At 66.3% G+C, this 23,111-nt stretch carries 19 protein-coding genes; 4 read left to right on the forward strand and 15 right to left on the reverse strand.

The features are described 5' to 3' along the window. Nucleotides 1-194 precede the first annotated feature (194 nt). Nucleotides 195-536 carry an FKBP-type peptidyl-prolyl cis-trans isomerase gene (locus HMPREF1224_RS21235; RefSeq protein WP_003092567.1) on the forward strand — a complete coding sequence of 114 codons (342 nt, stop codon included), beginning with the start codon at nt 195-197 and terminating at the stop codon, nt 534-536. A gap of 98 nt (nt 537-634) precedes the next feature. On the opposite strand, the gene HMPREF1224_RS21240 is transcribed toward HMPREF1224_RS21235, so the two are convergent. The 3 genes from HMPREF1224_RS21240 to HMPREF1224_RS21245 form a co-directional block, all read right to left on the reverse strand. Next, complete coding sequence (locus tag HMPREF1224_RS21240) at nt 635-1,876, reverse strand: MFS transporter (protein ID WP_010793373.1); 1,242 nt, start codon at nt 1,874-1,876, stop codon at nt 635-637. Between the two features lie 147 nt (nt 1,877-2,023). Beyond that, nucleotides 2,024-2,185 (reverse strand): MexR antirepressor ArmR, encoded by a 162-nt coding sequence (armR, locus tag HMPREF1224_RS0112125; protein WP_003100689.1) that lies wholly within the window; start codon nt 2,183-2,185, stop codon nt 2,024-2,026. A gap of 7 nt (nt 2,186-2,192) precedes the next feature. Beyond that, nucleotides 2,193-2,618, reverse strand: a complete 426-nt coding sequence (locus HMPREF1224_RS21245) for a hypothetical protein (protein ID WP_003100688.1) — start codon at nt 2,616-2,618, stop codon at nt 2,193-2,195. A 204-nt stretch (nt 2,619-2,822) separates the two neighbouring features. Here HMPREF1224_RS21245 and nalC point away from each other — a divergent pair, with 204 nt between their 5' ends. Beyond that, a complete protein-coding gene (gene nalC, locus HMPREF1224_RS21250; protein WP_003113837.1) occupies nt 2,823-3,464 on the forward strand; it encodes an efflux system transcriptional repressor NalC in 642 nt (213 codons plus the stop codon). 12 nt (nt 3,465-3,476) lie between these two features. Here the strand turns inward: nalC and HMPREF1224_RS21255 are convergent, their stop codons facing one another. The 11 genes from HMPREF1224_RS21255 to HMPREF1224_RS21305 all read right to left on the reverse strand — a co-directional run bounded on the left by HMPREF1224_RS21255 (nt 3,477) and on the right by HMPREF1224_RS21305 (nt 19,709). Further along, on the reverse strand, nt 3,477-3,827 hold the full coding sequence (locus HMPREF1224_RS21255; RefSeq protein ID WP_003100685.1) for a hypothetical protein: 351 nt from the start codon (nt 3,825-3,827) through the stop codon (nt 3,477-3,479). A 188-nt stretch (nt 3,828-4,015) separates the two neighbouring features. Further along, nucleotides 4,016-5,122, reverse strand: a complete 1,107-nt coding sequence (locus HMPREF1224_RS21260) for an NADH:flavin oxidoreductase/NADH oxidase (RefSeq protein ID WP_003119323.1) — start codon at nt 5,120-5,122, stop codon at nt 4,016-4,018. Between the two features lie 168 nt (nt 5,123-5,290). Further along, the gene (gene lasB, locus HMPREF1224_RS21265) at nt 5,291-6,787 is read right to left on the reverse strand and encodes a M4 family elastase LasB (RefSeq protein WP_003100682.1); all 1,497 of its coding nucleotides are present in this window, start codon (nt 6,785-6,787) and stop codon (nt 5,291-5,293) included. A gap of 286 nt (nt 6,788-7,073) precedes the next feature. Beyond that, a complete protein-coding gene (gene recJ, locus HMPREF1224_RS21270; protein ID WP_003100681.1) occupies nt 7,074-8,789 on the reverse strand; it encodes a single-stranded-DNA-specific exonuclease RecJ in 1,716 nt (571 codons plus the stop codon). Nucleotides 8,790-8,832: 43 nt separating this feature from the next. Next, a complete protein-coding gene (locus HMPREF1224_RS21275) occupies nt 8,833-9,372 on the reverse strand; it encodes a YaeQ family protein (RefSeq protein WP_003092594.1) in 540 nt (179 codons plus the stop codon). Between the two features lie 106 nt (nt 9,373-9,478). After that, the gene (locus HMPREF1224_RS21280) at nt 9,479-10,171 is read right to left on the reverse strand and encodes a phospholipase D-like domain-containing protein (RefSeq protein WP_010793374.1); all 693 of its coding nucleotides are present in this window, start codon (nt 10,169-10,171) and stop codon (nt 9,479-9,481) included. A gap of 18 nt (nt 10,172-10,189) precedes the next feature. After that, complete coding sequence (locus tag HMPREF1224_RS21285; RefSeq protein ID WP_010793375.1) at nt 10,190-15,430, reverse strand: DNA repair ATPase; 5,241 nt, start codon at nt 15,428-15,430, stop codon at nt 10,190-10,192. Nucleotides 15,431-15,579: 149 nt separating this feature from the next. Next, the gene (locus HMPREF1224_RS21290; protein ID WP_003119319.1) at nt 15,580-17,646 is read right to left on the reverse strand and encodes a flotillin family protein; all 2,067 of its coding nucleotides are present in this window, start codon (nt 17,644-17,646) and stop codon (nt 15,580-15,582) included. A gap of 35 nt (nt 17,647-17,681) precedes the next feature. Further along, nucleotides 17,682-18,323 (reverse strand): hypothetical protein, encoded by a 642-nt coding sequence (locus HMPREF1224_RS21295; protein ID WP_003100672.1) that lies wholly within the window; start codon nt 18,321-18,323, stop codon nt 17,682-17,684. A gap of 55 nt (nt 18,324-18,378) precedes the next feature. Then, nucleotides 18,379-19,074, reverse strand: a complete 696-nt coding sequence (locus HMPREF1224_RS21300; protein WP_003092609.1) for a PspA/IM30 family protein — start codon at nt 19,072-19,074, stop codon at nt 18,379-18,381. 14 nt (nt 19,075-19,088) lie between these two features. Further along, nucleotides 19,089-19,709 (reverse strand): biofilm formation regulator BacA, encoded by a 621-nt coding sequence (locus HMPREF1224_RS21305; RefSeq protein WP_003092612.1) that lies wholly within the window; start codon nt 19,707-19,709, stop codon nt 19,089-19,091. A 304-nt stretch (nt 19,710-20,013) separates the two neighbouring features. Here HMPREF1224_RS21305 and HMPREF1224_RS21310 point away from each other — a divergent pair, with 304 nt between their 5' ends. Beyond that, a complete protein-coding gene (locus HMPREF1224_RS21310) occupies nt 20,014-21,243 on the forward strand; it encodes a CaiB/BaiF CoA transferase family protein (RefSeq protein ID WP_003143193.1) in 1,230 nt (409 codons plus the stop codon). 231 nt (nt 21,244-21,474) lie between these two features. On the opposite strand, the gene HMPREF1224_RS21315 is transcribed toward HMPREF1224_RS21310, so the two are convergent. After that, nucleotides 21,475-21,759, reverse strand: a complete 285-nt coding sequence (locus HMPREF1224_RS21315; RefSeq protein WP_003092618.1) for a DUF3509 domain-containing protein — start codon at nt 21,757-21,759, stop codon at nt 21,475-21,477. A 112-nt stretch (nt 21,760-21,871) separates the two neighbouring features. On the opposite strand from HMPREF1224_RS21315, the gene HMPREF1224_RS21320 reads away from it, so the two are divergent. After that, nucleotides 21,872-23,077 carry a poly(ethylene terephthalate) hydrolase family protein gene (locus HMPREF1224_RS21320; protein ID WP_016852517.1) on the forward strand — a complete coding sequence of 402 codons (1,206 nt, stop codon included), beginning with the start codon at nt 21,872-21,874 and terminating at the stop codon, nt 23,075-23,077. The last annotated feature ends 34 nt before the right edge of the window (nt 23,078-23,111 follow it).

Genomic DNA, 23,111 nt, shown 5'->3' on the forward strand with positions numbered 1-23,111 from the left:
ATGATCCCTGAGATATGTGTCCAGCCGCGATGCGCGCGACATCGCGGAACGCGGTAGCCTTCCCGACGGAAAGGCGCGGGCATGATGCCCGTGCCGCGGACCGCCTGGCAATGCCCTGATCCGTCGGCTCGGCGACAGGCGGCGCGCTTGCTGGCAGAATCGCGGCTTTCCGCAAACCGCGCAGGTACCGCCCCATGAACGACCGACTGCAGATCGAAGACCTCCTCCTGGGCGACGGCAAGGAGGTAGTGAAGGGTGCGCTGATCACCACCCAGTACAAGGGCACCCTGGAAGACGGCACGCTGTTCGACTCCTCCTACGAGCGCGGCCGGCCATTCCAGTGCGTGATCGGCACCGGACGAGTGATCAAGGGTTGGGACCAGGGCCTGATGGGCATGAAGGTCGGTGGCAAGCGACGGCTGTTCGTCCCTTCCCACCTGGCCTACGGCGAACGGCAGGTCGGCGCGCACATCAAGCCCCACTCCAACCTGCTGTTCGAGATCGAACTGCTGGAAGTGCTCACCCGCGACGACTGAGCCGAGGGACGGCGGCGGCCTCTGGCCGCCCGTGCCGAACCAATGCGCAGGACGAATAGTCGCTCGGCTACCCGCCCTGCACGAAGCCGGTTTCTCTTCTAATCCGCGGGGCGAGCCGCGGAACCCGTGGCAATGGCGCGAGGCAGGCCGTCCAGCGCACGCAGCAGGCAGAACCCCAGGACGGCCCCCGCCGCGCCCGCGACCAGCATCAGGCCGATCGCGCCCGACCAGTCGAAACGGCTGACGATCAGGCCGATCAGCAAGGGGCCGATCACCTGCCCCAGGTAGTTGCCCTGCATTACCCAGCCGATGGCCAGTGGCGTCAGCGAAGGCGCGGGTGAGGCCAGCGGCGCGGTCGCCAGCACGGTGGTGGGGAGCATGCCGGCGACCGCCGAGAAGACGAACCCCAGCGCAATCGCCAGGAGCCCCGGCATCGCGGCATGGAAGAACGCCGCACCGGTGAGTCCCATCAGGATCGCGGTGCTCGCCAGCAAGGCGCCGGGACGTATGCCGCGGGAAAGGATGAAACCCGCCGCGACATTGCCCAGGGCGTTCGCCGCGACGATGGCCGCGCCGATGAGTCCCGCAGTCTCCAGGGCGACGCCCAGGCGCTGCATGAGGAACACGGGGAGGAACGTCATCAGGGCGAAGAACTGCAGGTTGTAGGTGGTGAAGCCGAGCGCCAGCAGGGTGATCGCCGGAACCTTGAGCAACGTGCCAAGACCGGCCGGCCTCACGCCTGCCGCCCTGCACCCATCGTCGGCAGGGACGCTGAGCGGCAGCAGCAGCGCCGCGACCAGTACCAGCAGTGCGCTCAGTTGCCAGTCGGCACGCCAGTCCGCGAGCAGCGGCCCGAACAGCATCGAGAGGGCGATTCCGCCTGCCATGAAGGTGCTCCACAGACCGAACACCACGCTGCGCCGCGTCTCGCTGGTGATCCTGTGCAACACGGCGGGCGCCGCCACTACCACGATGAGGAAACCGAGCCCCTCGACGAAGCGAGTGGCAAGCAACCAGGCGAAGTCCTGCATCGACGCACCGAGGAGGCTCGCCCCGCCGAGAATCGCCAGCCCACCGGTCAGCAGCCGGCGATCTCCCCAGCGACGCACCAGGAGGCCGGCGGCGATGCCGCCGAATACGCCGACGAACGGAAAGGCGGACATGATCCAGCTCAGCGCGGCGAGGTCGCCGCCGAAGCTCCGTTGCAGCGACGGCAGGGCGATGGTCGCCTTGCCGACATGCAGGGCAGCGGCGATGCCGGCGAAGATCACATTGGCAACTGCCAGCCATCGCGGGCTGGCCTGGGGGTGCGGACGAGCGAGAGTGGACGGGCTATCCATCGTTGCCTCCGGGCATGGAGTGGCGCCCGGCAAGATCGCCAGACGCTCTGCGCGGATTCTGATAGCTCAAGTTAACTTGAGGTAAAGAGCCCAGGAATCAAACGATGTGTTCCATCGCCCGCACCAATGGCAATCCGGCACGCCCGCTCAGTAGAAGTGCTCGCCGTAGAGGTCCCAGGCATTGCGCCGGGCTGCCCGGCGCAGCTGCTCGGTGTAATCCCGCCGGCCGACGGCGGATCGTCCCGAGCTGGCAGCGACAGCTTCGGTCTCGGTGCGGGACGGTTTGTTGCGCGGAGTGTTCAGGGACATGGCGGCGTCACCAGTTCATCCCCGTCGCCGGCCCGCTCAGCAGTGCCTTCGCCATGCCGCGGGCGGACGCCAGGTCCGGCGCCACGCTCACCGGCGGGCCGTAGACAGCCTGCAGCACCGGCGCCAGTTGCTGCAGGTCGGCGAGGTTGTCCGGCTGGCCGTTGGCACTGAGCAGGATGCCCCGGCAATGCTCGACGAAGCGCTGGCGATTTTCCTTGAGCCACAACACCAGGCGCTTGCGCGCCTGCTGGTCGCCTTCAGCTGTTTCCTGCGGGAGCGGCGGATAGACCAGGGCGAAATCGCGCTCGACGGCCAGCAGCGCCTCGACCTCCTCCAACCAGCGCTCGACATCGGCCAGCTCGCGGGGCATCTCGCGGACCTGGACCAAGGGAAAGGCATCGATATCCAACAGGCTCTTAGCGGGGGCATTCATGGGGGGACTCCTGCGGGGAGGCAAGGCGGAGGAATGAGCGGAAGTGCTTGCCAAAACAGTACTGTACGATACAGTTCTTAAATGACCAGCGTCAACCCTAACGAGAAACGCTCTCAGCAAACCGCCTGGAGGCTTGAACGGACCGTCCCGACGGCCCACCATGCGCACCTTCCGACCGCCACCCCGCGAGGCCCGATACCGCTCATGAACGATGCTTCTCCCCGTCTGACCGAACGCGGCAGGCAACGCCGCCGCGCCATGCTCGACGCCGCTACCCAGGCCTTTCTCGAACACGGTTTCGAAGGCACCACCCTGGACATGGTGATAGAACGGGCCGGTGGTTCACGGGGAACCCTGTACAGCTCCTTCGGCGGCAAGGAGGGCCTGTTCGCCGCGGTGATCGCCCACATGATCGGGGAAATCTTCGACGACAGCGCCGATCAGCCGCGCCCCGCCGCCACGCTGAGCGCCACCCTCGAGCATTTCGGCCGGCGCTTTCTCACCAGCCTGCTCGATCCCCGCTGCCAGAGCCTCTATCGCCTGGTGGTGGCGGAATCCCCGCGGTTTCCGGCGATCGGCAAGTCCTTCTACGAGCAGGGGCCGCAGCAGAGCTATCTGCTGCTCAGCGAGCGACTGGCCGCGGTCGCTCCTCACATGGACGAGGAAACGCTCTACGCGGTGGCCTGCCAGTTTCTCGAGATGCTCAAGGCCGACCTGTTCCTCAAGGCCCTCAGCGTGGCCGACTTCCAGCCGACCATGGCGCTGCTGGAAACCCGCCTCAAGCTGTCGGTGGACATCATCGCCTGCTACCTGGAACACCTGTCGCAGAGCCCCGCGCAGGGCTGAGCGACGCGCCGATCAGGCGGAGGGCGGCAGCGCCTGGCCCGGCAGTTCGGTGAGGTGGATCTCGGTGACCAGGGGTTCCTGGCGCGGCAGGGTACGTTCGAGCAGGGGCGAGAAACGCGCCAGCGCGCCGATCAGGTCCCACTGGGTCTCCAGGGCGGCCCCCAGCTCCGAGAGTTCGTTCAGGACCCGATGACCGACCCGTTGCAGGCGTGGCTCTTCGCTCTGGCTGAGCTCCACCGAAAGGTGCGCCAGCATGGTGGTCATGTTGTTCATGTTGCGTGTCGCCAGGACCAGGATATTGGCCAGCAGGGCGACATCGCTGTCAGGCAGGGAGGCGTGGGGAGAACCGGCGTTGGCGTGCATGCGAGCATCCTTTCTCGAAGTGCGGTCCGGAGCGAACGTCGCGGGAGAATAACATCATATTGCCATTACGCAATATCTCCCACGAAACGCCCAGGTTGATTTCCTGATGCCAGGCAGACCGCCAAGGTCGGCAAAGGTTTCCATCAGGTGGGCCGCCAGCGCCTCGCCGCGCCGACGGCCCCGACGGCTCACTGCATTTCCAGGGATTTGCGCGGCGGCGTGCTGCGATGAGCGGCTCGCAGGTACTGCGGCGGCCAGGGCATCTGCTCGTTGCGCAATTCGTCGGCGGCGTGCAACGGCCAGTACGGATCGCGCAGCAGTTCACGGGCAAGCAGGATCAGGTCGGCCTGACCGGTGCGCAGGATATGCTCGGCCTGCACAGGCTCGGTGATCATGCCCACCGTGCCGCTGGCGATGCCGGCCTCCTTCTTCACCCGTTCGGCGAACTCGGTCTGGTAGCCCGGTCCTACCGGGATTTCCGCATTCGCCGCGGTACCGCCGGAAGACACGTCGATCAGGTCCACGCCCAGGTCCTTCAGGCGCCGGGCCAGTTCCACGGTCTCGTCGGGGTTCCAGCCATCCTCCACCCAGTCGGTGGCGGACAGCCGCACGAATAGCGGCAACTCTTGCGGCCAGGCCTTGCGCACCGCGGCGGTGACCTGCAGAAGCAGGCGGATGCGGTTCTCGAAGCAGCCGCCGTACTGGTCGCGACGCTGGTTCGACAGCGGCGAGAGGAACTGATGCAACAGGTAGCCGTGGGCCGCATGCACCTCCGCGACCTTGAAGCCGGCAGCCAGGGAGCGCTCGGCGGCGCGTACGAAGGCCTGCACCAGCGCCTCGATCTGCGCCTCGCTCAGGGCCTCGGGGGTCGTGTGCTGGGGATCGAACGGGATCGCCGATGGCGCCACCGGTATCCAGCCGCCGTCGCTGATCGGCACGCTGCCGTGCTTGCCCAGCCACGGCCGCCAGGTACTCGCCTTGCGCCCGGCGTGGGCCAGCTGGACCCCGGCGACCGCGCCCTGGGACTCGATGAAACGGGTGATGCGATGCAACGGCTCGACATGCGCGTCGCTCCAGATGCCGAGGTCGTCAGCGGTGATGCGCCCCTCGGGCAACACCGCGGTGGCTTCGACTATCACCAGGCCGGCGCCGCCCACCGCGCGGCTGCCCAGGTGCACGAGATGCCAGTCGTTGGCCAGGCCCTCCTGCGCCGAGTACTGGCACATGGGCGATACGGCGATGCGGTTGGGCAAGGTGATTTGACGCAGGCTAAGAGGCTCGAACAGCAGACTCATGGCAGGACTCCCGGTCGGTCTTGGAATAAAGCTCACACCTGAACTTTAGACCGGGTTCGCGGAGGCCAACGGCCCAAGCGACATAAAGCAGCCGCCCTCCTGGCGGAAGACGGCTTGAGCGACCCCGACCGGCATTCCTTCCTGGAGTGCCGGCCGGGGCCACCGAGCTTACAACGCGCTCGGGCAGGTCACGCCGACGGTGCTGAACGCCCGGGTGACGTCAGCCGCCGAGTAGTTGCGGTTCTGCGCCGAGCGAATCACCCCGCAGGCGCCGCTGTTGTAGTTGCTGGTGGCGGTCCAGTAGTAGCGGTTGGCGTCGACGAACACCTCGAAGGCCTTGCGGGTATCCCAGCCCGGCGAATTGGCCAACAGGTAGAACGCACGGTTGTACACGCCGCTGGAGTGGTGCACGTCGATGCCGTTGTAGTACTGCGACGCGTTGTCGATGGATCGCCCGTCGCGGCTGGGCTGGTCCATGTAGCGCAGCGCACCGCTGCCCTTCTTGATGTCGTAGCCGATCAGGAAGTCGTTCTTGCCGCGCATGTAGAACTCGGCTGCCTCGCCGGCCATGTCGGAGAACGCTTCGTTCATTCCGCCTGATTGCCCGCGGTAGATCAGCCCGGAGTTCTGCTCGGTAAAGCCGTGGCTGACCTCGTGGGCCGCCACGTCCAGCGACACCAGCGGATAGAACATGGTGGCGCCGTCGCCGAAGAGCATCGCCGTGCCGTCCCAGTAGGCGTTCTCCACGCTGCGCCCGTAGTGCACCTTCATGTACAGCTTGTGGGTCAGCGGGCTGGTGCCGAACCAGTCCCGGTACAGTTTGAACACCACGCCGCCGAAGAAATGCGCGTCGTTCAGCGGCGAATAGGCGCCGTTGACCTGCTTGTAGGTGTTGGTCGGGCAGGCGAAGCGGAACGGCGTGGTCTTGCTGTCGTCGGTGCTGCCGTTCATGTCGACGGTGATGACGTTGCCGTCGTCCATCTCGCAGCGGTCGTTGACGATCAGCGGACCGTAGTCGCTACCGTAGGTGTACTTGCCGATCTTCTGGTTGCCGCCGGGGCCGCCCGCCTCGGCGTGGGCCAGGCCTTCCCACTGATCGAGCACTTCGCCGGTCTTGGCGTCGATGACGAAATGCGGCCGCGACAGTCCCTCGCCGGGAATCAGGTAGGAGACGTTGTAGACCAGTTGGGCGATGTTGTTCTCGCCCAGGCGGATCACCAGTTCCACTTTGTCATTCTCGGTCTTGCGGCCCTGGGCCTTCAGGCTCTTGGCCTGGGCCAGCACCTGCTCGGCGGATACCGCCGCGGTGGTGCTGCCCGGCAGGTCGGCGGCGATGTTGGCGACGAAATGGCCGCTGCGCTGCGCCGCCACGCTCTTGCCGGGACCCTTGACTTCGGTGATGGCTTCGCCGACCACCCGTACGCCGTTGTGGAATTGCTCGTAGCGGGTGACCTGCTTGCCGTTGGGCAGGGTCGTGCTGCGGATCGCTTTCAGTTCGTCGGCACCGCCAGCGCCGACCGCGGCTTGCAAGGTGACCGGGCCGGGCGCGCCCTGGGCAGCCTTGCTGGGGAGTTTGGACACGTCGATCAGGTCGGCGGCAAAAGCGGCCGGCGAAACACCCATGATCGCAACGAACAACAGGTCAAGCGTAGAAACCTTCTTCATCTTGTTCAGTTCTCCTGGTTTTTTCAGGCCGAAGTACTCGGCCGACGCTTACCGCCGCCTTGTGGGCTGATCGGAACAGCCGTATCAGTCCTTCGGGTAGAAGGAACTGCACTCCCCTGGCTCGGTCCCGTTTTCGACGGTGCTTTCGTGTACCAAAAAGAACCCGCGGCCAAACCTGCCAGAACTGGCAGGTAGCCTTGATTTCGCCGGAAATCTGTATGTTTTCGCTGGAATAGCTAACAGAAAAGCAGGGGGCAGCTAGGTTGCCCGTGGCCCCGTGGCGCGTTCAGCGAGGGGCCATGTGGACGATCATCAGTTGCACGCTTTCCTGGCCGCGGAATTCGTTGACGTCGAGCTTGTAGGCCAGCTCGGCCCAGCGCACGGTAGGGTTGGGCCACTGCTCGCGGTCGATGTTGAAGGCAATGCCATCCAGTTGCAGCGAGCCGCATTCGCTTTTCAGCACCAGCTTCAGGTGACGCTCGCCGACGATCCGCTGCTGCACCAGCTGGAACACCCCGTGGAACATCGGCTCGGGAAAGTGCTGGCCCCAGGGACCGGCCTGGCGCAACGCGCGCGCCAACTCCAGGTGGAACTCCTGGATGCTCAACTGGCCATCGGAGAGCAGGCGCCCGGCCAGGTCCTCCTCGGCCAGTTGGCGGCGTACTTCGGCATCGAAGGCGGCGGAGAAAGCGCCGAAGTTTTCCTGCGGCAACGATAGTCCGGCAGCCATCGCGTGGCCGCCGAACTTGCTGATCAGCCCGGGATGACGGGCGGCTACCGCGTCCAGCGCGTCGCGGATGTGGAAGCCGGGAATCGACCGTGCCGAGCCTTTCAGGCTGCCGTCGCCGGCATCGGCGAAGGCGATGGTCGGCCGGTGGTAACGCTCCTTCAGGCGCGAGGCGAGGATTCCGATCACGCCCTGGTGCCAGTCGGCGTCGAACAGGCACAAGCCGAACGGCAGTTGCTCCAGGCTCAGCTCCTTGAGCTGCGCCAGCGCCTCGCGCTGCATACCCTGCTCGATGGCCTTGCGGTCCTGGTTCAACTGGTCGAGCTGCACCGCCATGTCGCGGGCCAGCGCTTCGTCGTCGCAGAGCAGGCATTCGATGCCGAGGGACATGTCGTCGAGCCGACCCGCCGCGTTCAGGCGCGGACCGAGGATAAAACCCAGGTCGGTGGAGGTGATCCGTACCGGAGGCCGCCCGGCCACCTCCAGCAGCGCGCGCAAGCCCGGCCGGGCGCGGCCGGCGCGGATGCGCGCGAGGCCCTGGTGGACCAGGATGCGGTTGTTGGCATCGAGCGGCACCACATCGGCGACGCTGCCCAGCGCCACCAGGTCGAGCAGCTCGGCGAGGTTCGGTTCCTTCAGCCCGCGCCGGGCGAACCAGTCCAGCTCGCGCAGGCGCGCCCGCAACGCCAGCATCACATAGAAGATCACCCCGACCCCGGCCATGGCCTTGCTGGGGAATTCGCAGCCCGGCTGGTTGGGGTTGATGATCGCATCCGCCGCCGGCAGTTCCGGGCCAGGCAGGTGGTGGTCGGTGACCAGCACCTTGAGCCCCGCGGCTTTCGCCGCCTGGACGCCGTCCACGCTGGAGATGCCGTTGTCCACCGTCACCAGCAGGTCGGGACGCTTCTCCAGGGCCACGCCGACGATCTCCGGGGTCAGGCCGTAGCCGTACTCGAAGCGGTTCGGCACCAGGTAATCGACCCAGGCCGCGCCGAGCATGCGTAGGGCCAGCACGCCGACGCTGCTGGCGGTGGCGCCGTCGGCGTCGAAGTCGCCGACGATGAGAATCCGCTGGCCGCCCTCCAGGGCGTCCACCAGCAGCGCCACGCCCTCCTCGATGCCTTTCAGCCGCTGGTAGGGAATCAGCCGCGCCAGGCCCTTGTCCAGCTCCTCGGCGCAACGCACGCCACGAGCCGCGTACAGGCGCGCCAGCAATGGCGGAAGGTCGCCGAGATCGGGCAGGGTTTCGGGCAGGGGGCGGGGTTCGATACGCATCAGGTCACTCGTTCGGCTCGACGGAAGGAAACGGCGGCGGCGATCAACGCTCGCCCTGCAGCCACTCCAGTTGCAACTCGTGCTGGCCGTTCTCGTCGGTGACGAACAGGGTGCCCTCGCTGATCATCACGGTCCAGTTGATCGAACGCGGCAGGTCGCGGGACAGGCTCTCCAGGGGTTCCTGGGGCACTGCCGCGACGTTGATGTTCTTCAGGCTGCGCACGCTGTCCAGCACCTTGGTCTGCCAGACCCGCAGGTTGCCATAGGCGAGCAGGCTGAAGCGCTCGCAGCGACGCGAGCACCAGGTGATGCGCTCGGCGTCCGGCTGGCCGACTTCGATCCAGTGCAGGACCCGGCCGTCCAGGCTCTTTTCCCAGAGCGCCGGTTCGTCCACGTCCGACAGGCCACGCCCGAAGGCGATCTGCTCGCCGTACCACAGCACGTAGGCCAGCAAGCGCACGGCCAGGCGCTCCTCGGTCTCGGAGGGGTGCCGGGCCACGGTCAGGCGCAACGTCTCGTAGACCCCGCGGTCCAGGTCGGTGAGGGAAATATCGGCTTTATAGGGCGTGGATTGCAGGGCCATGGGAATACCGGCGTGGGAAGCGAAAGGGCGCAAGTCTAACCTGAAACCCGCCCGCGTGCGGTCCGCCGGCCGACCGCCTGCCCTGCCTTTCTCGCGTCGCTGCCGCTCAGCGCGGGGCGTAGCGGCCCCAGAGTTCCTCGAACTCGCGCCGATAGGCGCCGATCAGCACGGCGTCGTCGGTTACCAGCAGGTTCTCTTCGTTGTTGACGCTGGCGCTGCGGGTCCAGTTGAAACTGCCGTTGAGCAGCCAGGCGCCATCCACCAGGGCGAACTTGTGGTGCATGTGGAAGGGACTGTCGTCGATTCGCAGCGGCACGCCGGCCTCGCGCAGCGCATGGATGTCGCTGCCTTCGTCGAACTGCTTGTCATCGTCGCTGATGATCCGCACCGGAACGCCGCGCCGATGGCAGGCCAGGATTTCCGCACTGAGCTGGTCGTCGGAGATGGTGAACACGCAGATGTCCAGGCTCTGCCTGGCCTGCCGGCACAGTTCGCGGATCTTCCGCCGACACTCCTCGCCGGGACTGAAATAGGCGCTGGCGCGGCTGCGCGGCGCCGCCGCGGTAACCTCCAGGGTGCGCACCACCTGCTCCAGCCACTTCAGGGCGGCTATCCGTTCGCCCTGCTCCTCCAGGAGGACCAGCTCACGCACCAGGTCGAAGGCACGGTTGCGCAGGAAACGCACCTGGTCGGGTGCCAGCTCGCTGCCCAGTTGGCGCAGTTCGTCCCGCTCCTCGTTGCTCAGCTTCAGATCGGCCAGGCTGTCGCGCAGCTGGCGGTCCAATCCGTCGAAGTCCATTTCCCGCTCCTCGTGTCCTCAGGGTTGATCGTTCTCCAGCGGCCTCTGCTCGCCGCCCAGCAACCGGCCCAGTTCGTCGAGGCGGCTGGATATCTCGTTGATGCGGTTGTGCGTGCGCAGGTCGACGTCGATCTTGCGGTCCATCACCTTGATCAGCGGCAGGAAACTGTCCTGCAGGCAGGCGGCAAGGCTCTCCAGCACCTGCTGCACGCCCGGCTGCGCAGGCGCCGTCACCTCGACGTTCAGCGCCGGCGCGCCCTGGCCGAGCTGGCGCAATCCAGCCAGCAACTCGTCCCAGGGCGCCGGTTGTACCGGCTGGGGTTCGCGAGCCAGGCCACGGACGCTTTCCACAAGGTCGTTGAGCTGCGCAACCAGCCGTCCGCCGACGTCGGCGTCGCTGCCGCCCATGGACTTGTTGCGCAGGAAGTCACGCTTGATCTGCGCCCAGCGCTCGGCCTGCTCGGGGCTCTGGTTGCCGCGCAGTTCGGCGAGCTTCAGCAGGTTCTCCTCGGCTCCGGTGGTCAGCAGTTGCGACTCGCCCTGGTAGTGGTCGGCGATCAGTTGCAGCAGCTCGGCATCGTTCATCACCGCGGAGATCTTCTCCGCCATCTTGTTCATGTTGCGGTAGCTGCCCTGCAGCTTGAACGGCGGCTCGCTGCGGTACTGGTCGGCCTGGGCGGCGCTGGCGATGTACTGCTGGTTGACCTTGAGCACCACGTCGCGCACCTGCATGAGGCGTTGCAGGGTGCTGCTGATCTCGTTGATCTCGGCACCGCTGTAGCCGTGGACCAGCTCGTTGCTGGAGAACGGCTTGCCCTCGGCCTTGGCGACGAAGCGATAGACGTCGGCCATGTCGCGGGTGGCCAGCGGCGCGAGAACCGGGTTGGAGGTCAGGGCGTTCTCGATGTAGCTGAGGGAGAACGCCTCCTGCATGCCGCTGAGGGTGTCGCCGAGGTTGTAGATGTCGGCGCGGTTGGCGAGCATGTCGGGAATGCGGAAGACCTCGCCGGACTCGGTGTAGGGGTTGCCCGCCATCACCACGCAGAACTTCCGCCCACGCATGTCGTAGGTCTTGGTCCGGCCCTTCCACACCCCTTCCACCCGGCGCGTGCCGTCGCAGAGGGAGATGAACTTCTGCAGGAACTCCGGATGGGTGTGCTGGATGTCGTCGACATAGAGCATCACGTTGTTGCCCATCTCCAGCGCCAGGTTGAGCTTCTCCAGTTCCTGCCGCGAAGTCGCGTCCGGCGCCTGCCCGGGGTCGAGCGAGCGCACCTCGTGGCCGAGGGCAGGACCGTTGATCTTCATGAAGATCAGCCCCAGGCGATGCGCCACGTACTCCATCAGGGTGGTCTTGCCGTAGCCTGGCGGGGAGATCAGCATCAGCAGGCCCATCAGGTCGGTGCGCTTGTTCTCGCCCACCGTCCCCATCTGCTTGGCCAGATTGTCGCCGATGACACCCAGGTAGACGTCATTGATCAGCTTGTTGCGAACGAACGAGGACAGCGGTCGCGGCTTGAACTCGGCCAGGCGCAATGTCTCGCGCTCGCGTTCGACGATCTCCTGGCGCAGCGCCTGGTAGCGCCGCAGCCCCGGCAGGAACTGCTGGCGATGGCGACGCAGGCGGCCGAAGAAGTCGTCCACCGCCAGCGCCAGGCCGCGTTCGACGATGCGCGGATGCTCGCCCATCAGGCCGTCGACCTGGAAGCGCAGGTCGACCTCGGTGATCCGTCGTGGCATCTCCTCGTCCAGCAACGAGAGCGCCACCGCCTCGTCCAGGTAGGCCGCCAGCGGCTGGAACTCGGCGTCGCCACATAGTCCGCGCAGCCAGTTGCCGGCCAGTTCCCACTGGGCGGCGGGCCGCTCGCCGAGACGCTCCAGGGTCTGCCGGTAGTCGTCCCATAGACGCGCGCCTTGCAGGCGCAGCTTGAGTCCTTCCTGCAATTGCCGGGCATATTTGCTGAAGGTGAATTCGGGACGCTCGGCGGACAATTCCCAGACCAGGTACTCGGCCGCCTCGTCGATATGCTGCGGGTCCAGCGCGATGGGCTGTTCGGCGAGCAGCGCACGCATCGCCGCGGCCACTTCGCCGCGAAGGGCGAGCAGGCCGTCGTCACGACCGAACATCTGCTGGATGCTGCGGCTGCTGCGTGCCCGCTCGGGCCAGCCGGCGACTTCCCGCTCCTCGCGCCGGCGGCTCCAGAACAGGCTGGCGAAGGCCCGCGCCGAGGGTGCGTAGCGTAGCAGTCCGGCGCTCTCGCGCAACGGCAGCAGGCGAACCAGGATCGCCGCCGCATCGTGGTCGTGAATGCCTTTCTCGTAGCCCTCCTTGTAGCGCGGTGCGGCGAAATCGCGGATCGCCCGCGCCAGCTCGTCCGGCTGCGCCAGCAGCGCCTGCAAGCGCTCCAGGCTGAAGCCATCGCGGCCCGCGTCGGCGGCGGCGAGCACTTCGCCGGCGAGATATTCGGCGCGGTACAGCGTCTCCGATTCGGATTCCAGGTTCACCTGCCAGAACTCGCGCAACTCATCGAGCCGCGGGTCCTGCAGCGGTTCGAGGAAATCGGTGCCGGTCAGGTGCAGGTACAGCGCGTCGCCGCGCGGCATCAGGGTCAGGTCGAGTTCCTGGGTGTTGACGCTGAAGCGGTGGCGCGGGCCCAGGCGGATGACGTCGCCGCCCTCCTCGAACAGCTCGCTCTTGTCGCGCAATGCGCGGACCGCCTGGTCGCGCGCGGCCTTCAGGCGCGCCTCGACGTCGTCGGCCTTGACGCTGTCCTTCAATTCGCGAAGACGTTCGGCCAGTTCGCGCAACTTGAGGATCAGCGGGTCGGCGGCGAAGAACGCGTTCAGTTCCTCCGCCTGGGTGAAGCGCGCGGTGCGTCGTTGCAGGCTGTCGAGAATTCGCCGGGCGGCGTCGAGCAGTCCCTGGGCCTTGCGCTGGCGCTCGTCGAGCAGGGTCTGCTTGTGCGCTTCGAAGGTTTCCAGCAGCTCCTCGCGCTTGGCCAGGATGTCGCCGAGGAACTGCTCATGGTCGCCGAACTGGCTTTCCAGTTCCTCCAGTTGCACCAGCAGGCGCGACAGTTGCTCGTCGCAGCGCTCGGGGTCCTGGGCCTGGGCCAGGGCGTTGGTGATGCCCTGGCCGAACAGTTTGAACTGGGCGCCGAACTGGGCCACGGTCTCGCTCGAACCGAGTCCCTTGCGCCGCTGCTCGGCGCGCGCCTTGGCCTGGTTCAGGCGGGCGTAGATCTCCGAGATCGACTCGATGATGCGGGTCCGCTGGGTCGCGTCGTCGATGCGCAGCGAAGCCATCAGCGAGGACAGCATGTCGAGGTCGCCGGCCATCGCCTCCAGGGCCGCCAGCGGCTCGCCGAGCTGGGCCACGGTCTCGGCTTTCTGCGCCTCGCCATCGAGGCTCTGCAGGCGCTCCAGCAAGGGCTGCAGGGCCTGTTCGCTGGCGAGGAAGGTCGCGGTGGCGGCGGCCACCCGCTCGTGGGCCGCGAGCAGTTCGGCCTCCATGGCGTCGAGTCGCGCCACGTCGATGTAGCGGTACTCGCGGATGGTCAGCAGCAACCCACGCTGGGCGGTGATGCCGTTGAGCCCGTCGACGAACTGCTGCACCCGGTCCCAGCCGTCGGGCAGCAAGCCGGAGAGGAGCGCCTTGTGCCGCTCCTCCGCGTCGACCATCGCCTGGGCCGACTGGCGGCGGATACTTTCGACCTTCTCGTACTCGTCGAGCACCAGCTCGGCGGTCGCCGCCACTTCGCGCAACAGCGGCGCCAAGCCGTCCAGTTGGTCGCTGCCGAGCCAGTGGTAGACGTCGAACAGGCGCTGGGTGTTCTGGCACAGCAGCGAGTAGCGCTGGATCGAAACCGCCGGGGTCTCGATCTCCCGGCACAAGTCGTAGAGGTCGGAGACGCCGCGCACCAGCTCGGCATTGCCGATCCGCCCGAGAAAACCGCTACGCGCCGGTTGGCGGGCCGCGTACTCCTCGGTGCAGAACGGCGTCTGCCAGACCTGCATCGGATGGATGCGGGTCGGTTCCTCGCCTTCGGCGGCGAAGATCACCATGCGCCCGTCCTCCAGGCGCGCGTAGCCGTGGCCGAACAGCGGATTCTGCAACTGGCGGTTGATCAGGTTGTAGGTGAGCAGCACGTTCCGCCCCTGCTCGGGATGGTAGAAAACGTACTGCACGTCCTCGCCGTTGGGCGAGCGTACCGAGCGCTTGAAGCGCATGCCTTCCATGGATTGCTCGAAGGTGCGGTACTCGCCGTTCTGCAGGTAGTAGCCGCCGGGGAAGATGATCCCGTGGTCCTCCGGCAACTGGATGCAGGCCAGGCCGATGGCGTCGATGCGCTCGACCTTGCCGGTCAGGCTGTTGAACACCAGGTAGCGCCACTGCTCCTCGCGATAGGGCAGGACCTTGAGCAGCAGCAGGCTGCCGAGGCGGGCGAACTCAACCTGCGCGTCGTCCAGCGACTGGGTCTTGTCCATCACCTCTTCGCGATAGATGCCCAGGCCGACCTCGGTGTTGTTCTCGACCTTGATGGTCAGGTCGCCGCCAATGGTCTCGACGAACAGGGTGTCGAGGATGTTCAGGTGCGGGAAGCGGCCCTCCACCACCATCTCGCGGGTAGCCCGCTGCCATTCGAAGTCGAACGGTGCCGGCAAGGCGATGTCGCGCTCGCCGCGGTTGTCGATGTAGCGGACCTCGCTGCCGTCGCTGGAGATCGACCAGCGGAACACGCGGATGTCGGTGATCCGCTCGCCGATCTGGAAGCTGGCCAGCAGCTTGCCGTCGCGGATCGCCAGTTGCAGCAGGCGGGTGTTCTTGTAGTAGGTGTAAAGCTCGTTGAAGTCGTTGACGAAGCCCGGCGCGGCGAGAAAGCTGTCCCCCAGTGGCACAGGCTCCGCCTCGTAGCCTTCGCTGCCCTCCACCAGGCGGTAGAGGGAGAACACGTCGGCCACGCCGGTTTCCTTGCGCAGGCCGATGAACACGTTGTAGCCGAACAGCAGGCAATCGCCGACCTGGACGATATCGCGGGCGATGCAGTTGTTCTCGGTACGGATGCGGACCCGGCCGATCACATCCATCTGGCTGTCGCCGAACTCCTCCAGGCGACTGGCGTTGAGCCTTTCGGCGGTCTGCCGCAGGCGCTGGCCCTGCTCCAGCAGGCGCTTGTGCAGCACCTCGTAGGCGCCGCCCTCGGCAACGGCCTTGTCCAATACGTCCTGCGCGGGAGTTGCGGCTTGAGTGTCCGACATCCTGGTCTTCCTGGGTCTACGGCGGTCATCGATGGAAACCGGCCCGAGCGGCCTGCCCCGGGCGCAGCCAACAGGCCACGCCAGGGGCTGCGCCGCTCAAGGCGCGGGCGGAACGCCTCCGCAGTTGGCGGAGGAGGCTGCGGGTCGACTCAGACTTCCGCCGCCGGCTCGTTCTCGTGGCCGCTCTTGCGTTCCGGCATCACCGCAGCGGCTGCGCCACGGCCGTTGAGCAGGCGGGCGAGAACGTCCTGCACCACCGGGCTCTTGCCGACCACACCTTCGATGGCCTTGCCCACCGACAGCGACTTGGCGAAGGAGTTGAAGAAGTCGCCCTCGCCGCCGACGATCTCGATGTTCGCCTTGCCCAGCGCGGTGGCGAGCACCTCGGCCTGCTCCTTGGCGATGTCCTTGTTCGCGGCGATGGCCGCCATGGCCTCCTCGAAGCTCTTCTCCAGCTGCATGCGGAACTCTTCGTGCTGGCGAGCGCTGTCGCTGAGGGCATCCAGGGCGCCGAACTTCTTGCCAAGCCCCTCGGCCTCGGCATTCAGGCGCTGCAGCAGTACTTCCGCTTCCGCGCTGCCCTGGTCCTTGGTGGCCTTGGCCTTGGCCGCGCCGAGCTGCTCCTCGCCGCGCGCCTGGGCGCCGAGCTTCTCGGCCAGCACCTTGGCTTCGGCCAGGCCGTCCTTCTCCTTGGCCGCGGCCTGCGCCTCGAGCACCCGGGCGTCGGCCAGGCCGCGCTCCTCGTCGCCCCTGGCTTCGGCGATCAGTTGTTCGGCACGTACCCGCGCCGCTGCCAAGCCATCCTTTTCCTTCGCCGCGGCGGTGACTTCCAGCACCCGCGCATCGGCCAGGCCCGGCGCTGCGCGCTCGGCCTCGATGCCCTCGGCCAGACGCTTCTTCGCCTCGGCCTGCTTCGACGCCGCTTCCAGCTCGGCCTGCGCCATGGTGTTGATTTCCACCGCCTTGTGCTTGGAGCGGGCCTCGTCGGCTTCCGCCTGCTTGACCTGGCGTACCAGCTCCTGCTCGGCTTCCGCCTGGGCCTGCAGCAGGATCACCTGCTTGACCCGCTCGGCCTCGGAAACCTCGCGCACCTCCTTGATCCGCTCCTCCTCCTGGGCCACGGTCTTTTCCACCGCGACGCGCTCGCGAATCACATTGGCGATGTTCTTGCGCTGCTCTTCCAGCGCCTTTTCCTTCTCGATCTTCTGCAGCTCCACCTCACGCTCGCGGGCGACGATCTCCAGGTCCTTGGCGCGGGTGACCTTCTCCACCTCGATGACCACCGCGCGCTGGCGGTTCTGCTGCGCCACCTCGACCTCGCGCTGGTGGTTCTCGGTGCGCACGTCGATTTCCTGCTGCGCCTGGATCCGCGCCTGCTCGGCCTTCAGCCGCTCCTCTTCCTTGACCCGCGCGGTTTCCGCTTCCTCGCGGGCACGGATGGTCTCGATCTCGCGCTTCTGCCGGGCCTCGGCGTCAGCCTGCTGGCGCTCCAGGGCCAGGGCCGCCTCGCGGGTCTCGACGTTCTTCTTCTTGATTGCCAGCTCTTCGTTGCGCTCCAGTTCGTTGGTGATGACGTTCTGGGTGGCGGTCAGCTCGGTGATCTTGCGGATGCCCTCGGCATCAAGGATGTTGCTCGGGTCCAGCGAGTTCTTCGCGGTCTGCTCCAGGTAGTCGATGGCGACGTCTTCCAGGACGTAGCCGTTCAGGTCGTTGCCGATCACCTCGATGATGCGGTCACGGAAGTCCTGGCGATTCTCGAACAGCTGGACGAAGTCGAACTGCTTGCCGACGGTCTTCAGCGCCTCGGAGAACTTGGCATTGAACAGCTCGTTCACCGCCGAACGGTCGGAAGCACGGTCGACGCCGATGGCCTTGGCCACCTTGAGCACGTCGTCCTGGGTCTCGTTGACCCGCAGGTAGAAGGCAACGGTGATGTCCGCGCGCATGTTGTCGCGGCAGATCAGGCCGTCCTTGCCGCGCCGGTCGACCTCCAGGGTGATCAGCGAGATGCGCATGAACTCCTTCAGGTGGATCACCGGATAGACCAGCGCACCGGTGAAATGCACCTTGGGCGTCGACGACATGTCGTTGACGATCAGCGCGGTGCCTTGCGGGACCTTGATGTAGAAGGCCTTGAACAGGGCCAGCAGGCCCACGACCAGCAGAACGACCAGGCCCACTCCCAGCAGGAGGGGCATCAGCGACGTCATATCCATAGCAGCAGTTCTCCTTGATTCTCACCGAGCCCGGGTCAGATACCGCGGAACTCTTCCTCGGTAACGACCCGATAGGCGTGCTCCGCCTCCAGGTACTCCAGCAGCACGACGCGATCGCCGCGCTTGAAGCCTTTGTTCTCTTCCGCACGAACTTTCAGGATCAGCCCGGCGCCGCCGTCTTCCAGCAACGCCTCGCCATGTTGCAGGGTGACCCGCCCGCTGCGCACCACCGCGACCTGGCCCAGCACCGACTTGCTGCTGGTGCTTTCCAGCTTGCGGAACAGCGGCCGCAACGGCCGGCACAGCGTGGCCGCCAGCGGCGCCGCCAGGAACAGCGCGCCAACCGCCACCACGGCGCCCAACGGGTAGCGCAGCCAGCCGAGCGGCAATGCGCTGAGCAGCCACAGCTGGACGAAGTAACAGAGGAACCAGGCGAAGAAGGACAGCAGGGTCAGCACCAGGGTGACCGGTACTCCGTTGAGTTTCAGCTTCGCCAGCAGCGCGGCGAGGCCTTCGGCCTGGCCGGCGCCATCGACGACCGACTCGGCGTCGAGATCGAGCACATCGATCTCGACCATGCCCAGGGCGACGATGCCCCAGTAGATGATCGCTAGGATCAGAAGAAAGCTGAACAGCACGGTCGGGAACGACAGCGCCGTCTGCAGGAAACCTTCCATTGTCGCTCTATCCCTGAAAAACGGGCCCGGACGCCTTCGCCGGGCCGCGGGCCTATCAGGCCTTGCCCTTTTCCTTCAGGCGCGCCAGCACGCCATCCACGCTGTTGCCCGAGGCCTTGATCCCGGCCGCGCGCAGCTTGGCGTCCAGCGCATCGTCCGGCGCCGCCGCGCTGGCCAGTTCGGCCGCGGCATCCATGGTCGCCGCGCGTTCGGCCTGGCGCTGCTTGATCCGCTCCAGGGAGTCCACCGCGGTCTGCAGCTTGCTCTTCGAGTTGCCGTAGCGCTGGGCAACGGCCATCTGCGCCTTCTGCACGCTCTCGGTGGCCTTGACCGTATCCACCTGTTGCTTGAGCTGGCGGATGTTGCCCTCGGCCTGGCTCACCGACTTGCGCAACTGGGCTACGCTGGCGGCGAATTCCGCGACCTGGGCACGCTCGCCCTCGAGCTGGTTCTCCAGGGTCGCGATCTTCTCCGCGACCTCCCGGGCCAGCTCCTCGTTGCCGGCCTCCAGTGCCTTGATCGCGTATTGCTCGTACTCGGCGACCTGGGCCGCGCCCTTCTCGACGCGCTCCTGGGCCAGGCGGTGGCGGGCCATGATCGAGGCCAGCGCTTCCCGCGACTTGCGCAGTTCGACGTCGGCGTCGCGGATCTCCTGGTCGAGGATGCGCAGCGCCTGGCTGTCGACGATCGCCTCGCCAACCTCGTTGGCTCCGCCGCGCAGGGCGCTCAGCAGCTTGCTCCATACCGTCATGATGGTGTCCTCCCTCAGGCCCGGGCTTTCAGGTAGCCGGCGTAGACTTCCGTGGCGCGGATCACGTTGCCGGCCAGGGTTTCGATTTCGTGCAGCACGCTGGCCAGCGACGAAGTCGTGCTCAACGCGCCGAACATGCTGTAGCAGCGCTCCTCGCCCGGCAGGTTGAGCAGGCCGATGCTCGACAGCGGGAACAGTTGCCGGCTGAGCAGGACCTCTTCGTTGAAGGCGGTCGCGTCGGTAACGTCGCTTTCCGGCCAGAGCAGCGCCTCGACGATGATCTGCTCGCCCTGGGGCGCGACGAACACCGGCAGGTCGCCGTATTCGCGCATGATCACATAGAGACTCGCTTCCGCCCCCTCGATCAGCTCGATCTGGGCCTCGCCGCTGCTGAACAGCTCGGTGCCGCTCAGGGCCTCGGCCAGCGAGCGAGCGTTCCATACCCGGGCTTCCGTCATGTCTTCCTCCTTCTCCAAATGAGCCGCTCCGGCAGCCGGGCGACGCAGCATCCGCTCGATGCCGGCGAGCGCCGCGGCGTTCTCCGGCAAGATCCAGACTTCCTTCTTCACCAGGCCCTGCTCGCGCAGGCGCTGGCGAAAGACACGCTGATAATGGGCTGATGATTTCCGTTGCATGGACTCACACTACGAGATCACATGTAATATTTCAACAGCTCACATGTAATAAAATCCAACGCACGCGCATATCTACGCCGGGCCGGCCGGAGCATGGAAAAGAAACACGGGGAGGAAAGAGAGAAAGAAATGGCACGAGGGGCCTCCCTGGCTCGGTGTCTGGCGCGCTACATCCTGTATCGACTCCCGCATTAAACCCTCTATGCAAAAGGAATTGAAGGACCGCCGGGCATATCGGGAAAAAACGGGAAACGTCTCACCCTACCGCGGCACCCGCCCGCACCGCCGGCAAATGCTCTAGGCTATGCGCACACTGCAGCCTGACGGACACCGCATGGAACATTCGCCCAAACCGCTGGCCGGCCTGAAGGTGGTCGAGCTCGGCACCCTGATCGCCGGCCCTTTCGCCTCGCGGATCTGCGCCGAGTTCGGCGCCGAAGTGATCAAGATCGAGTCGCCCGACGGCGGCGATCCACTGCGCAAGTGGCGCAAGCTCTACGAAGGCACCTCGCTGTGGTGGTTCGTTCAGGCACGCAACAAGAAATCCCTGACCCTCAATCTCAAGCACGCCGAAGGCCAGGCGATCCTGAAACGCCTGCTCGGCGATGCCGACATCCTGATCGAGAACTTCCGCCCCGGCGTACTGGAAAAGCTCGGCCTGGGCTGGGATGTCCTCCACGCGCTGAACCCGCGCCTGGTGATGGTGCGCCTGTCGGGCTTCGGCCAGACCGGCCCCTACAAGGACCAGCCGGGCTTCGGCGCGGTCGGCGAGTCGATGGGCGGACTGCGCTACATTACCGGCTTCGAGGACCGCCCGCCGGTTCGCACCGGGATTTCCATCGGCGACTCGATCGCCGCCCTGTGGGGCGTGATCGGCGCGCTGATGGCGCTGCGACACCGCGAGGTCAACGGCGGCGAGGGACAGATGGTCGACGTCGCCCTCTACGAGGCGATCTTCGCCATGATGGAAAGCATGGTTCCGGAATTCGACGTGTTCGGTTTCATCCGCGAGCGCACCGGCAACATCATGCCGGGCATCACCCCCTCCTCCATCCACACCAGCGCCGATGGCCGCCACGTACAGATCGGCGCCAACGGCGACGCGATCTTCCGCCGCTTCATGCAGGCCATCGGCCGCGACGACCTGGCCAGCGACCCGCAACTGGCCAGCAACGACGGGCGCGATGCGCGCCGCGACGAACTCTATGGGGTTATCGACCGCTGGGTCGCCTCGCAGCCCCTGGAGGAAGTGCTGGCGGTGCTGGCGCGAGCCGAAGTCCCGGCCAGCCGAATCTACTCCGCCGAAGACATGTTCCGCGATCCGCAATTCCTTGCCCGCGAGATGTTCCTCTCGGCACGCTTGCCGGACGGCAAGCCATTCCGCATGCCTGGCATCGTGCCCAAGCTGTCCGCCACGCCAGGCTCGGCGGATTGGGTAGGCCCGGAACTGGGCGAGCATACCGATGCCCTGCTCGCCGAGCTGGGCTACGACAGCGAGGGCATCGCCGCCCTGCGCCGGGAAGGCGCCATCTGAACGGTACGCGGAGCCCTTCATCGGTGCTCCGCGGACAGGGCGGCCCCTATCCCCTCTCCCCTATCCAGCCAGGGAGAGGGGAGAGGGGCCGCCCTGTCCCCTATCCAGCCAGGGAGAGGGGGTTATCCGCACGCTTCCACGAGCATGGCGCCATCCGGCAAGAGCCGCTGCACCGGCGCGCGCCTTCGGCCTGACCGCCCGATGCGCAACGCGCCCTCGAACGAGACGGTGCTAGCGCGACGAATACAGCAGCACGTGATCCCGCTCGCGGAAGGTCGCCAGCACGTCTTCCTCCATCCGCCCGACCAGCACCTGCAATTCCCGGCGAATGGTCTGCACGGCATCCTCGAGATAGCTTTCGTCGTTCAACTGCACCTTGGCGATGACCCGCTGCAACAGGGTTTCCCCCTGCGGATCGACCAGCGTGACCACCCGTCCGCCATCGGGCCGGGGCTGGCTGAGGGTGAAGGGATGGGGAGCGAAGGCATCGGCCAGTCGTTGCTTCAGGCTGTCCAAATCAGGTCTCCTGTTTCGACGAATAAGACTCGTCAAAGACCGAAAAAACGCGAATAGGGTTCGTCGATGCAAGCATTTACCGGACTAACGGCAGCATCTGGCGAAAGGCCACGTGCCGGCGCAAATAGCCATTCGAGCCGAACCAGGCCAACGCAACGATCAGCCCGCTATAAGGGAAGCACCGGGAAAAACTCCAACCATCCCACCCTCGCGCAACGCCTTCACCTGCTTGAAATTGCAGTATCCGGCGCGTCCGTCAGGCAGTAACAACGAGACTTCCCCCTGCGCATCGAACAGCGAGGATCTCATGACTGCCTTCGCATCCCCCCGCGGCGCCTGGCGCGCCTTCATCCTCGCGCTGGCATTCGCCGCCGGCACGGCACAGGGCTCGCTGCTGTTCGGCGCCGTCGGCCTGGCCAACGACCAGTACGCGCGTCCGGTCGCCGACACCGAGATCGCCAGCACCGCCGTGCTCGCCGATTGTCGTGGCTTCGTCGGGACCATCGCCAGGATCGTCCTGCTGGACGGCTCGATCCGCTGCAACGAGGCTTTTCCCTATGGCTTCGCCAGCCCGATCAGTACCAGCGTCTACTATCCGGCGGACATCGCCGCGTCCGACGCCAAGCTTCCGGTCATCACTTTCGTCGGCGGCATACTTTCCAACGCCGGCAACTATCACGAACTGATGAAACTGTGGGCCAGCCACGGCTTCATCGTGGTGATCTCCTCCGACTTCATCAATTCCTTCCCGCTGATGCACGCCCTCGGCATCCTTGAGGTCGCGAAACTGGACAGGGACCCGGGCTCGGCCCTGCATGACCGGGCCGACTTTTCCCGGACGCTGGTCGCCGGGCACTCCGCCGGCGGCCAGGCCACACTGCAGAGCGCCAGCCTCTCTGCACAAGCCCTGCAACTCATCGAGCCACGGTTGAAGCTGGTCGGCGCCCTGCCGATCGAGCCAGGCCCCCTGGCCATCGGTTCCACGGTAAAGACCCCGACCCTGCTGCTGACCGGACTGGCCGATGTGGTCGTGCCGCCGCTCAGTTGGCCGATCCTCTGGCAGGGCCCGTTGATCCGCGACGTGCCCGCCTGGGGCGCCACGGCCACCACGGCGACCCACTTCAGCCCGCTGCGACAGATCGAGTACAACGAGTTCGCCGGCATCAGCGTCGCCTGGGTGCTGTACCAGGGAAAGAACGATGCCCAGGCCCGCGACTATTTCGTCGGGCGCTACTACAAGCTGGCCAGCGACATCCAGTTCAACGATCCACTGAGGCTGCTCCGCCCCTCGCGCAACAAACTCGCCGCTGCCCTTTGAGAAGACATGAAAAAGCCCGCCATCAAGGCGGGCT

The sequence above is a fragment of the Pseudomonas sp. P179 genome, from assembly GCF_000478485.2.
GTDB lineage: Bacteria > Pseudomonadota > Gammaproteobacteria > Pseudomonadales > Pseudomonadaceae > Pseudomonas > Pseudomonas aeruginosa.

Coding starts and splice junctions, on each gene's coding strand:
- HMPREF1224_RS21305 (WP_003092612.1), bottom strand. CDS start 19,709: ATGCAACGGAAATCATCAGCCCATTATCAGCGTGTCTTTCGCCAGCGC.
- HMPREF1224_RS21295 (WP_003100672.1), bottom strand. CDS start 18,323: ATGGAAGGTTTCCTGCAGACGGCGCTGTCGTTCCCGACCGTGCTGTTC.
- HMPREF1224_RS21285 (WP_010793375.1), bottom strand. CDS start 15,430: ATGTCGGACACTCAAGCCGCAACTCCCGCGCAGGACGTATTGGACAAG.
- HMPREF1224_RS21235 (WP_003092567.1), top strand. CDS start 195: ATGAACGACCGACTGCAGATCGAAGACCTCCTCCTGGGCGACGGCAAG.
- recJ (WP_003100681.1), bottom strand. CDS start 8,789: ATGCGTATCGAACCCCGCCCCCTGCCCGAAACCCTGCCCGATCTCGGC.
- HMPREF1224_RS21275 (WP_003092594.1), bottom strand. CDS start 9,372: ATGGCCCTGCAATCCACGCCCTATAAAGCCGATATTTCCCTCACCGAC.
- HMPREF1224_RS21240 (WP_010793373.1), bottom strand. CDS start 1,876: ATGGATAGCCCGTCCACTCTCGCTCGTCCGCACCCCCAGGCCAGCCCG.
- HMPREF1224_RS21245 (WP_003100688.1), bottom strand. CDS start 2,618: ATGAATGCCCCCGCTAAGAGCCTGTTGGATATCGATGCCTTTCCCTTG.
- HMPREF1224_RS21310 (WP_003143193.1), top strand. CDS start 20,014: ATGCGCACACTGCAGCCTGACGGACACCGCATGGAACATTCGCCCAAA.
- armR (WP_003100689.1), bottom strand. CDS start 2,185: ATGTCCCTGAACACTCCGCGCAACAAACCGTCCCGCACCGAGACCGAA.
- HMPREF1224_RS21280 (WP_010793374.1), bottom strand. CDS start 10,171: ATGGACTTCGACGGATTGGACCGCCAGCTGCGCGACAGCCTGGCCGAT.
- HMPREF1224_RS21300 (WP_003092609.1), bottom strand. CDS start 19,074: ATGACGGTATGGAGCAAGCTGCTGAGCGCCCTGCGCGGCGGAGCCAAC.
- HMPREF1224_RS21260 (WP_003119323.1), bottom strand. CDS start 5,122: ATGAGTCTGCTGTTCGAGCCTCTTAGCCTGCGTCAAATCACCTTGCCC.
- HMPREF1224_RS21290 (WP_003119319.1), bottom strand. CDS start 17,646: ATGGATATGACGTCGCTGATGCCCCTCCTGCTGGGAGTGGGCCTGGTC.
- lasB (WP_003100682.1), bottom strand. CDS start 6,787: ATGAAGAAGGTTTCTACGCTTGACCTGTTGTTCGTTGCGATCATGGGT.
- nalC (WP_003113837.1), top strand. CDS start 2,823: ATGAACGATGCTTCTCCCCGTCTGACCGAACGCGGCAGGCAACGCCGC.
- HMPREF1224_RS21255 (WP_003100685.1), bottom strand. CDS start 3,827: ATGCACGCCAACGCCGGTTCTCCCCACGCCTCCCTGCCTGACAGCGAT.